Genomic DNA, 10,859 nt, shown 5'->3' with positions numbered 1-10,859 from the left:
CCTGTTGATCCCCCTCGCCCTCGCCCTCGCCCTCGCCCTGCTGAGCGCTTGCGCCACGCAATCGAAACAGAACGTGACCGTGGAAAAACAAAGCGAATGCCCGGTGCAACTGAACAACGGGCAAAACCTGATCCTGACCCTGCCAAGCAACCCGACCACGGGTTACCGCTGGGCGATTCAGGACTCGGCTGGTGGCGTGTTGCGTGCGCTCAGCCCCGAGGTCTATAGCAACCCGGAAGATGCCGGGATTGTTGGCAGCGCCGGCATCTCAACCTGGCGCTTCCAGGCCTTTGCCAGCGGCACTGGCCGCTTGCGGCTGACTTATTCACAGCCGTGGGCACCCGAAGTACCGGCGGTAAAAACCTTCGACTGCGCTATCGCGGTTAACTGATTGTGGGCTGGCTGATTCTGGCGCTGATGGGCGCGGTGACCTTTCTGTATGGCCTGAGCGTGCATGCCGCGTTGCTGTGCTTGCTGGTCAAACCGTTGCCAGTGTTGGCCCTGCTCGGCTGGTTGCACGATGCACCGCCCAGTGACTATCGACGCTGGATCAGCCTGGGTTTGATTTTCTCCCTGGTCGGCGACGTGTTGTTGGCATGGCCGGGGGATTTGTTCGTGTTTGGCCTTGGGGCGTTTTTGGTCGCGCATTTGGCGTATCTGAAGGCTTATTTGAGCGATTGTCGGCGTCTGGCGCTGCTGCCGTTGATCCTCGCGTTGAGCGTGGGTGCGGTGCTGCTGGGGATTCTGATTTCCAATGGTTTGGGACCGCTGCTGATCCCGGTGATCGTCTACGGGCTGGCCATCAGCGCCATGCTCTGGCGCGCCCTGGCCCGACTCGGCACTGACGTGCCCAAACGCTCGGCGCTGCTGGCGGCGGCGGGCGCGCTGGCGTTTGTGTTTTCTGACAGTGTGATTGGCATTAACCGGTTTGTGATGCCATTCCATGCCGCGCCTTACGTAATCATCCTCAGCTACTGGCTGGGGCAATGGGGGATTGCGGCGTCGGCGTTCACCCAGAAACCGCGTTCAACCGTTTAAAAGATCGCAGCCTTCGGCAGCTCCTACAGGGGATCGCATTCCAAAGTAGGAGCTGCCGAAGGCTGCGATCTTTTGATTTGCGCTTTATCAGACAACCCGCGCATCCCCCCGTCAATTTGGCTAAAATGCCGGCCTTTTCCACCTATGCCGCTGGAACCGCCGTGAGCAAAGAATCCGATCGCCTTTTCGCCCAGCCTTTGACCCAGGTGCCTGACTTTGCCTTTAACGAGGACGTGGTTCGGGTGTTCCCGGACATGATCAAGCGCTCGGTGCCGGGTTATCCGACCATCGTGGAAAACCTCGGCGTGCTCGCCGCGCAGTTCGCCCAGCCCAACAGCGTGCTCTACGACCTGGGCTCGTCCCTGGGCGCCGTGACTCAAGCGTTGCGCCGTCACGTGCGCACCGACGGTTGCCGCGTCATCGCTGTGGATAACTCCGCAGCCATGGTCGAGCGTTGCCGCGAATACCTCAACGGCCAGGACTCGATGTTCCAGGAGTTACTGCCGGTGGAAGTGATTGAAGGCGACATCCTTGCCCTGGAATTCCAGCCGGCCTCGGTGGTGGCGCTGAACTTCACTCTGCAATTCATCGCCCCGGACCAGCGCACCGCGCTGCTCTCGCGCATCCGCCAATCGTTGTTGCCCGGTGGCGCGCTGATCCTCTCGGAGAAGCTGCGCTTCAACGACCCCGAAGAACACGCGCTGCTCACCGACCTGCACGTGGCCTTCAAACGCGCCAACGGCTACAGCGAACTGGAAATCGCCCAGAAGCGCAGCGCCATCGAAAATGTCATGAAGCCCGACAGCCTCGAAGAACACCGCGAACGCCTGCTGGCCGCCGGGTTCTCGAAAGTCGTGCCGTGGTTCCAGTGTCTTAACTTTGCCTCGTTGATTGCCTTGCCATGATTGATCTGTCCCCCCTCGCCCGCCGTCTGGCCGGTACTCCGCTGGCCGAATGGGCCAACACCCTGCAAGCGCAACTCGACAAGAAAATGGAAAAAGGTCACGGCGATCTCGAGCGCTGGCAGAGTGCGCTGGACGCGCTGCCGAAGATTCAGCCAAGCGAAGTCGACTTGTTGAATGGCTTGAAACTGGACACCGATTGCGACTTTGAGACCCGCGCGCAAATGCGCACCGCGCTGATGGGTTTATCGCCATGGCGCAAAGGCCCGTTCGACCTGTTCGGCGTGCATGTCGACACTGAATGGCGTTCGGACTGGAAGTGGTCCCGGGTAGCTCCGCACCTGGACCTGAAAGGCAAACGCATCCTCGATGTCGGCTGCGGCAACGGTTATTACATGTGGCGCATGCTCGGCGCCGGTGCCGACAGTGTGATCGGCGTCGACCCGAACTGGCTGTTCTTCTGCCAGTTCCAGGCGGTGCAACGTTACCTGTCCGAGCCCAATGCCTGGCACTTGCCGTTTCCCTTTGAGGATCTTCCTCCCAATCTGGAAGGCTTCGACACGGTGTTTTCCATGGGCGTGTTCTATCACCGCCGCTCACCGATCGAGCATTTGCTGGCGCTGAAAGATTGCCTGGTCAAGGGCGGTGAACTGGTGCTCGAGACGCTGGTGATCGAAGGCGATCAGCAGCAGGTGTTGGTGCCCGAAGACCGTTACGCGCAGATGCGTAACGTGTGGTTCCTGCCATCAGTGCCCGCGCTGGAACTGTGGCTGCGCCGCGCCGGGTTCAGCAATGTGCGTTGCGTGGATGTGAGCGTGACCACGGTCGAGGAGCAGCGCGGGACGGAGTGGATGAAGTATCAGTCGTTAAGCGACTTCCTTGACCCGGAAGATCACAGCAAAACGATCGAAGGGCTGCCGGCGCCGATGCGTGCCGTCATCGTCGCCCGCAAGTAGCCTCTCCCAGACACCAGATAAATCTGTGGGAGCGGGCTTGCCCGCGATGGCGTCGGCAAATCAAACATTGATGTCGACTGAACCACCGCTATCGCGGGCAAGCCCGCTCCCACAGGTATCGGTGTTTACTCTGAAGGTTTTGCTCGGCGCGCCTTGAAGAACTCAGTCAACACCGCGCTGCATTCCTCCGCCAACACCCCGCCCTCGTACAACACCCGATGATTCAAAAAGCCCTGGGTAAAGAACTGCCCCTGGCTCTGCACAATCCCGGCCTTGGGCTCCAGCGCGCCATACACCACCCGCGCAATCCGCGAATGCACGATCAGCCCGGCACACATGCTGCACGGCTCCAGGGTCACGTAGAGCGTGCTGCCCGGCAGGCGATAGTTGCTGGCGGCCTGGGCGGCGGCGCGAATCGCGACCATCTCGGCGTGGGCGCTGGGGTCGTTGCCGCTGATCGGGCAATTGAAACCGCGCCCGATGATTTCACCGTCCTGCACCAGCACCGCGCCCACCGGCACTTCACCCAGCGCCGCGCCTTGAGCGGCCAGGGCCAGGGCTTCGCGCATGAAATCGCGATCACGGCTGCGGTCGATAATCGCTGCGGGGCGAATCTGACGCATCACGCTACCTCGATGGCGGCCATCAGGCCGGTTTCCATGTGGTCGATCACATGGCAGTGGAACATCCAGACCCCAGGGTTATCCGCCACCAGCGCCACTTGCGCACGCTCGTTCTTGCCCAACAGGTACGTGTCGGTGAAGTACGGGATGACCTTGTGCCGGTTCGAGGCAATGACCTTGAAGCTCATGCCATGCAGGTGGATCGGGTGTTGATACTGAGTCATGTTCTTCAATTCGAAAATATAGCTTTTGCCCTTTTCGAGCTTGGCAATCGGTCGATCGGCGCAGGTCTTGTCGGTGATGTCCCAGGCCTTGCCGTTGATCTGCCACAGGCTTGGCGGCTTGCCGTTTTCGACATTGACCGACACCGAGCCTACCCATTCAAAATTGAAGTTGAGTTTCTGGGCATTGGCCAGGTCCGGCTCGGCCACCGGGTTGGCGGGCAGCGCTAGCGGCCACTCGGTTGGCGCATCGGTGTTCGCCACTGAACGGAAGGTGCCCAGACGTACCGGGCCATTGCGCAGGGATAACTCTTCGCCAGCCGGCGGTGCCTTGATCGCCAGGCAAATGCGCATGCCAGGACCCAGCCAGTATTCCTTGCCCAGTGGGCGCGGTTCAATCGGATTACCGTCCAGCGCGTAGATCTGCGCTTCGACGCCGGGGATATTGAGGCGGTACGTCAGCGTGTTGTCGAGGTTGAGCAACCGTACGCGAGTGATCTGCCCGGCGGGCAAGTCGATCACTGCTTGTGAGACGCCGTTGATGGTCGACAAGCCCCCCGCCGTGCCGCCACGGGCCGCTTCACGAGGAATGCTGAACGCTACGAAAGCGCCCTCTTCATCGACGTGCCAGCTCTTGAGGCTCAAGGTCTTTTCGTATTTGAAACCGGTGGGCTCGCGCTCTTCGATAATCAACGGGCCGACAAGCCCGCGACCGAGCTCTTCGCTGCTGTTCACGTGTGGGTGATACCAGTAGCTGCCGGCGTCAGGCACGCGGAATTTATAGTCGAAGTACTCGCCCGGCAGCACCGGCAATTGCGAGACGTACGGCACGCCGTCCATTTCCAGCGGCAGGCGGATGCCGTGCCAGTGAATGGTGGTCGCCACTGGCAGGTGATTGATGAAGCGCACCCGCAGCCATTCCCCCTGACGCACGCGCAACTCAGTGCCCGGCGCCGACGGGCCGAACGCCCAGGCAGGCGTCTTGTGCCCGGCCACCAGTTCAACGTCCAACGGTGCGGCGATCAACTCATAGTCGTGGCCGGCATCAGCGTCGGCCATTTTGCCCAACCAGTAACGCGACGCGCCACCGGCTCCGACACCAACGACAACAAGACCGGCCAGGCCACCGAGGATTTGGCGACGGGTAAAGGACATGAACTCAACTACCTCACGTATCAGCCACAGGCGCGAGGCCTGCAAAAGGCGAATACGATACACCTGCGGATGAGAAACAGTAAGAAATCCTGAATGAAAAAACGTGTGGGGATTGTCCACCGTGTGTTCGAAAAAGAGGACTGGTCGAGCAGTCAGTGCGCGCTTTCACCGCACGGCGTAAAAAACGCCAATACCGCCGCGACAATAAACAACGCCGGCACTTCGCCGACCGCAGGGCACACTTGCCCAATCATGCCGCCACTCGTCTGGTCGGTGGACCAGCGACTTGTCGCTCATCAGCCCCCTATTCTTCCGGTGAAGCAGCTTGTTACCGTTGGGATGCGCAGCAACCGGACAAACAGGGAAAACCTACCGTAGAATGCCTTCGTGGCTATGGAACACCTTCCTTCTAAACCTCTGATGACCTAGGGGTTCCGCTCTCCACACCGCGCCTGCTTCTTGCAGGCGTTTTTACATCGGCTGTAGACACGATGCTGCAGCTCGTCCACGACGGCGGCCAAGGGAGAAAATCAAGCATGAATCAGGAGCTGTTCCTGCGTCGTCGTACCAAAGTTCACGTCCCGATGGGCACTGGCGGTGCCACGCGCGCTCAGGTCGCGTCGGCTGTCCGGGAAGTCGCGGCGTTCCGATGCGTACTATCAGAGCCTCTGATCGAGCGAATCGGCATGTTGTCAGCGACAGAACTCAAGCACTGGCTGCGCGACATTGTCGGAGTGCTTCGGCGGGAGACTGGCGCTCATGTGCACCACCGGCCGTTTTATCCTGACTTTCCGGAGCAAGTACTGACGGCATCAGAGGCGGAATTGTACCTTAACGCCGTCATGCACTACCTCACGCTTTGGCGTTTACCACCGACTGAACACTCTCGACCTGCGATGCTTGAAGGCAACTTCATATCCCGCGTTATCGAACCGGGAAGCGTCTCTGAGTTCGAGTCACTGCTCGAGCCGCTGGTTTCATCGCGCACCTCGCTCTCCGAAGAGGAAACTGCCGATGTCGTCTGGTTTGTCCGAGAGTACAAAAGCGATGTGTTCCGTCTGCTGCCTGAGGCCGTCCCGTTCCGGGAGATCCGTGCACAGCTTGGCGGCGCACTTATCCTGCATGTCGCCAGCGATGCAGGGGTGGACGCATTCCTTGAGCGAAACGTCGAAACGGCGACTGACGTGCTACGACTCGCGGTCGCGCTGAATGGAGGAGACGTGTCACTGACGACAGCTTCGACACGTTTCACAGCGATGAAGCGCTCGATGCGCCGTCTGCTGTTGCGCCTACTCGACCACATACCCAACGCTGCAGAAGACGTGATGCGACATGCTGAGCGCTGGAAACGCCTGGCTGAAGTACTGCATCCGGGCGACTACGCCGATAAGTACCCACGAGCGCTAGCCGCCATCACGGCAGCGCGTCGCAACGAACCGCCAGCCTCATTTGGTTCACGTGTCGAAACATTGCTTGCCCAGCGTGACATCGCCAAGCTTACGCCCGTACTACAGAGCCGTCCTGGTGAGTTCGCACGACGGCTGGACGCGACCCTGCGGCGCGCGACGGAACCAGAGTCGGTTCTCGATGCGTTCGAGGCTGTTGCAACACAAGTGTCCTCGCCTGTCCTGCTGCAGTTGCTGGCCCAGGTACGTGCACCGCGCCCCCTGCCCCTGCGGGCATTCACACCGAAAGGTGCATTTGCCAAAGTCTATGGCATCAAGGATCGACGCGAACCTCTCACACCCGACGTGTTGGCTCGTGCAGCCCGAATCTGCGAGGACGCCCTCGTAATGCGTTTTGCGTCGCTGCCGCCACTAGGCCGCTGTTTCATCGATCCAGCATTACGCGAATACAGGGTACCGCTGGCGCAGCGCGCCTCATCGAAGTCGCTACGTACGCTGGTGCGGGGCAGTCGGTTGCCTATGCCGGACACACGTTTCATTCGCCTGTTCCTGTGGTGGAAGAACGGTCGTGAACGCACGGACATCGACTTGTCCGCCGCATTTTTCGACGCCAACTTCGTGTTCACACAAACGGTCGCGTACTACAATCTGAAGGGTTTCGGTGGCTGCCACAGCGGCGACATCATCGACGCGCCCCACGGGGCTTCGGAGTTCATCGACCTCGACCTTGATGTCCTCGTCGAGAAAGGTATCCGCTATGTCGTCACGTCTATCAACTCATTCACCGAGCAGCCGTACTGCGATCTCCCAGAATGCTTCGCTGGCTGGATGGCCCGCACCGACGCGGCGTCGGGTGAGGTATTCGAGCCGCGATCCGTGTTCGACCGTATCGATATCGCATCCGACACAGGGATCTGTCTGCCATTCGTTATGGACTTGCAGGAACGACGCATGATTTGGGCCGATCTGGGGCTCACTTCATCTCCGCGGTGGAACAACGTCCAGAACAACCTCAGTGGGATATCGTTGATGCTGCGGGCTTTGGTGCATACACCACGGCCAGATTTGGAAACTCTGTTCGATTTACATGTACGAGCACGGGGGGAACGAGTGGCTTCGCCCCAGCAAGCACAGGCGGTGTTTGCGCCTGATCAAGGGACAACGCCGTTCGATACGGATTTGATTCGATCGCAGTTTCTCTAATACCTACGCCAGCCTTTGCCGCTCATTGAAAACGACAGCTCGTGCTTCGGAGCTTTCCACCCAAAAAAATGCCAGTCAGCATAACTGACTGGCATTGGCTAAACCCCTTCCTGCGCTCCTCCGAATCTAGCGCTGCACTCTAGTCAGTGCCGGGCAGTGCCGGGCATCCCATCATTCCCACTCCATTCCGTTACGGGATGGGTGCGATGTGCTGGATGTGATGGGGCGGCGGTTGCGGGCTCGACCTTCGGACTAACGTTGCTGAATGATCGTTCCCACGCTCTGCGTGGGAATGCAGCCCGTGACGCTCTGCGTCACATCGGTGTCTGGCTCGACAGCGGCGGTGTGGCTGGAACGCGGAGCGTCCCTTGAGGCATTCCCACGCGGAGCGTGGGAACGATCCGCTCAGCAGCCCAGCGGGAGCAAGCTCCCTCGCCACAGGCAAGCCCCCTCACCACAAAGGTCCGGTTATGGCTGAAGGCCGGTGATCAGATGAACCACTCCATCCTCCAGCATCATCACTCCCGGCACCCCTGCCACCGTCAACGCCTGCCGATCCATTCGCGTCATATCCCGCAACTCCACCCGCACCCGGGTCAGTGCCACCGGCTGTTGCGACTTGAGGTTATCCACACCGCCAAGCGCGGCCACGACATTCGCGGCCAAACCGATAACAGGTTGAGCCACCACTTTCGGCTCATCCACTACCAGGTCCGGCGTCAACGCTTTCCAGAACGCCCGCTGCATTTTCTCGAACATGCTCAGTTCTCCAGAATCAATGAAGTATCGACCGTCGCCTCATGGTGCCGCCGCAATGCCTCGCGTACTTGCTCGGCACTTTCCAGCCCCAGCACCTGCAGGGCGATGGCCTGGCAGTCCAGCAGATCCACTTCGCGAACTGCCGCTTTGATCGCCGGAATCAACGGCACGCTCACCGACAGTTCATCTACCCCAAGCCCCAGCAACAGCGGCACCGCCAGTTTTTCCGAAGCCATGGCGCCGCACACGCCAACCCATTTGCCATGGGCATGAGCGGCTTTCACAGTGTTGGCGATCAGGCGCAGCACCGAGGGATGAAAACTGTCGGCTTGACTGGCCAGCCGTGGGTGATCGCGGTCCATGGCCAAGGTGTACTGGGTCAGGTCGTTGGTGCCTATGGAGAAGAAATCCACCTCGGGCGCAAACAGATCAGCCATCAGTGCCGCCGCCGGCACTTCGATCATGATCCCCAGTTTCGGCAGTTCGGTGAGCCCTAATGCCAGCGCCTCTTCTTCAAGCAGCTGACGAGCCAGCCGCAACTCCGACAACTGCGTGACCATCGGCAGCATGATGTGCAGGCGCGCCAGCCCGGCGCTGCTCAAAATTGCCTTGAACTGATCGCGCAACAGCTGCGGACGTTCCAGGCACAAACGAATTCCGCGCATGCCCAGGAATGGGTTGGTTTCACGCTCCATCGGCACATAGGCCAACGGTTTGTCACCGCCGACGTCCAGGGTTCGCACCACCAGATTGCGCGCCGGGCCCAAGGCTCGGGCGATGGCGCTGTAGGTGGACGCCTGCTCGTCATGGCTTGGCGCGTGATTGCGATCCAGATAAAGAAACTCCGAACGCAACAAACCAACGCCCTCGCCGCCCAGCGCCATGGCCTGTTCGGCTTCGGCCAGCGAAGCGATATTGGCGGTGATTTCAAAGTGATGCCCATCGCGGGTAGAGGCGGCCTGTCCTGCATTTTCCAGCTCGTAATGCTGGCGCTTCTTTTGTCGCTGACGATTGGCTTGCAACTGCTCAATGGCGGCCAGCTCGGGATCCAGCTGCAGTTCGCCCTTGTCGGCATCGAGCAAAACCCGAGTGCCGTTGGCCAGTGCCAGCACCTGAACCGGTAACCCGCAGATCGCCGGCAAACCGAAGGCCCGCGCGAGAATTGCCACGTGGCTGGTGGCGCCACCGCCGACCGTCGCGAACCCCAGCACCTTATGCGTGTCCAGGCCAGCCGTTTGGGAGGGCGTCAGTTGCTCGGCAATCAGAATCGCCCCGTCCGGCAGCTCCATTGCACGATCCTCGACGCCGAGAATCAGCTTGAGCACCCGTTGACCGACGTCGGCCAGGTCTGCGGCGCGTTCAGCCAGCAAGGCATTGCCCAGGCTTTTGAACAAGGCTGCCGTCGACTCGGTGGCCGCACGCCAGGCGAAACCGGCACTTTTGCCGGCATCGATCAGTGCCAGGGCCTGATCCAGCAGGCCTGGGTCTTCGAGCAGTTCCTGATGAGCCTTGAAGATGTCTGCCTGGGCGTCACCCGTGGCCTTGTCTCGCAACTGCTGCAAGGCCAGAACCGCCGCTGCCAACGCCCGGGACAGGTGCTCACGCTCAACCTGAGGACTGGCGCCTGACTCGCTCACCTCGAGGGTCTGCTCGGCAATCTGCACCACTTGGCCAAACGCCGACCCCGGCGATGCACAGACGCCGCGCAGCACCTTCAGCGATGAGGTCTCGGCCACAACCGTCTCAACTTCTGCCATCACCGTCACGGCTTCCCCGCAACCGACGGCCAGCAACTCGGCCAGCGTCTTGATCGCCACTTCGGCATCCGCGCCCGCCGCGCTGACCTGCAGGACATCACCATGGGCGGTCTGCAACGCCATGATCGCCACCAGGGATTTGGCGTTCGCGCTGTCCTGCTGTTTATGCAGGCAAATGCTCGCAGAAAAGCCTTTCGCCGCTTGGGCAAACACTGCCGCAGGGCGCGCGTGCAAGCCGTTGGCATTGGGCAACGTCACTGGTCTGGAGAATAGCGCCTCGTCCTCTTCCGGCATCGGCTCATCGACCGCCACTTCGGACGGATTCAAACTCAGCAGCGGCTGACCGCCTTCCACCACACCCGTTTCGGGCGTCAGCCAGGTGAACGGCTCGCCACTGACCACCAGCATCAAGGTCAACAAACTGCGGGCGTTCAAGGCAATGTAATCGGCATCGAACTCGATCAGCGCCTGCCCCACTACTACCCGCTGACCTTCCTCCACCAACCGGGTGAAACCCTTGCCGGCCAGGTTCACGGTATCGAGGCCGATGTGCATCAGCACCTGCACGCCATTGTCGTCGGTGATGCTGACGGCATGCCCACTGACCTGCACATTACTGATCACCCCGGCCAGCGGTGCGCACAAGGTTTGCGAAGTTGGATCGATGCACAGACCGTCGCCGATCACGCGACTGGAAAACACCTGATCGGGCACCTGGTCCAGCGGCATCAGCACGCCGGACAAAGGTGCCAGCAGTTGCAATTGTTGGGGTGTGGCCATGACGTCACCTGCTGTTTTGTTCTTTGAAGTGCTGATGGAGCGCGAGGCTCCGACAGCAT

General features: G+C 60.6%; 9 protein-coding genes. 5 read left to right on the top strand and 4 right to left on the bottom strand.

What is annotated here, in order from left to right:
- The first annotated feature begins 1 nt into the window (after position 1).
- The 4 genes from KGB18_RS18670 (at position 2) to cmoB (ending at position 2,896) form a co-directional block, all read left to right on the top strand.
- A complete protein-coding gene (locus KGB18_RS18670) occupies positions 2–391 on the top strand; it encodes a protease inhibitor I42 family protein (RefSeq protein WP_223570336.1) in 390 nt (129 codons plus the stop codon).
- 2 nt (positions 392–393) lie between these two features.
- A complete protein-coding gene (locus KGB18_RS18665; RefSeq protein ID WP_223570335.1) occupies positions 394–1,038 on the top strand; it encodes a lysoplasmalogenase in 645 nt (214 codons plus the stop codon).
- 125 nt (positions 1,039–1,163) lie between these two features.
- Complete coding sequence (gene cmoA, locus KGB18_RS18660) at positions 1,164–1,943, top strand: carboxy-S-adenosyl-L-methionine synthase CmoA (RefSeq protein ID WP_177409423.1); 780 nt, start codon at positions 1,164–1,166, stop codon at positions 1,941–1,943.
- Positions 1,940–2,896 (top strand): tRNA 5-methoxyuridine(34)/uridine 5-oxyacetic acid(34) synthase CmoB, encoded by a 957-nt coding sequence (gene cmoB, locus KGB18_RS18655; protein ID WP_123719404.1) that lies wholly within the window; start codon positions 1,940–1,942, stop codon positions 2,894–2,896. Before cmoA ends, cmoB begins: the two co-directional genes overlap by 4 nt.
- Positions 2,897–3,021: 125 nt before the next feature.
- On the opposite strand, the gene tadA is transcribed toward cmoB, so the two are convergent.
- Both tadA and KGB18_RS18645 read right to left on the bottom strand, forming a co-directional pair.
- Positions 3,022–3,519, bottom strand: a complete 498-nt coding sequence (gene tadA / locus KGB18_RS18650; protein WP_123719405.1) for a tRNA adenosine(34) deaminase TadA — start codon at positions 3,517–3,519, stop codon at positions 3,022–3,024.
- Positions 3,519–4,895, bottom strand: coding sequence for a multicopper oxidase family protein (locus tag KGB18_RS18645; protein WP_123719545.1), 1,377 nt, complete (start codon positions 4,893–4,895; stop codon positions 3,519–3,521). Before KGB18_RS18645 ends, tadA begins: the two co-directional genes overlap by 1 nt.
- 536 nt (positions 4,896–5,431) lie before the next feature.
- Here KGB18_RS18645 and KGB18_RS18640 point away from each other — a divergent pair.
- The gene (locus tag KGB18_RS18640) at positions 5,432–7,504 is read left to right on the top strand and encodes a TerD family protein (RefSeq protein WP_223570334.1); all 2,073 of its coding nucleotides are present in this window, start codon (positions 5,432–5,434) and stop codon (positions 7,502–7,504) included.
- A gap of 468 nt (positions 7,505–7,972) precedes the next feature.
- Here the strand turns inward: KGB18_RS18640 and KGB18_RS18635 are convergent, their stop codons facing one another.
- Together KGB18_RS18635 and ptsP are read right to left on the bottom strand one after the other, a co-directional pair.
- The gene (locus KGB18_RS18635; RefSeq protein WP_123719407.1) at positions 7,973–8,263 is read right to left on the bottom strand and encodes a PTS transporter subunit EIIB; all 291 of its coding nucleotides are present in this window, start codon (positions 8,261–8,263) and stop codon (positions 7,973–7,975) included.
- A gap of 2 nt (positions 8,264–8,265) precedes the next feature.
- The gene (ptsP, locus tag KGB18_RS18630; protein ID WP_223570333.1) at positions 8,266–10,800 is read right to left on the bottom strand and encodes a phosphoenolpyruvate--protein phosphotransferase; all 2,535 of its coding nucleotides are present in this window, start codon (positions 10,798–10,800) and stop codon (positions 8,266–8,268) included.
- Between the last annotated feature and the right edge of the window lie 59 nt (positions 10,801–10,859).

The sequence above is a fragment of the Pseudomonas sp. BF-R-26 genome, from assembly GCF_019947395.1.
GTDB lineage: Bacteria > Pseudomonadota > Gammaproteobacteria > Pseudomonadales > Pseudomonadaceae > Aquipseudomonas > Aquipseudomonas farris.
This window is presented reverse-complemented; position numbering and strand designations above follow the sequence as displayed.

What these genes read in the sequence shown, in the direction of transcription:
- KGB18_RS18640 (WP_223570334.1), top strand. Translation starts at nt 5,432, where the DNA reads ATGAATCAGGAGCTGTTCCTGCGTCGTCGTACCAAAGTTCACGTCCCG.
- KGB18_RS18645 (WP_123719545.1), bottom strand. Translation starts at nt 4,895, where the DNA reads ATGTCCTTTACCCGTCGCCAAATCCTCGGTGGCCTGGCCGGTCTTGTT.
- cmoA (WP_177409423.1), top strand. Translation starts at nt 1,164, where the DNA reads ATGCCGGCCTTTTCCACCTATGCCGCTGGAACCGCCGTGAGCAAAGAA.
- cmoB (WP_123719404.1), top strand. Translation starts at nt 1,940, where the DNA reads ATGATTGATCTGTCCCCCCTCGCCCGCCGTCTGGCCGGTACTCCGCTG.
- KGB18_RS18635 (WP_123719407.1), bottom strand. Translation starts at nt 8,263, where the DNA reads ATGTTCGAGAAAATGCAGCGGGCGTTCTGGAAAGCGTTGACGCCGGAC.
- tadA (WP_123719405.1), bottom strand. Translation starts at nt 3,519, where the DNA reads ATGCGTCAGATTCGCCCCGCAGCGATTATCGACCGCAGCCGTGATCGC.
- ptsP (WP_223570333.1), bottom strand. Translation starts at nt 10,800, where the DNA reads ATGGCCACACCCCAACAATTGCAACTGCTGGCACCTTTGTCCGGCGTG.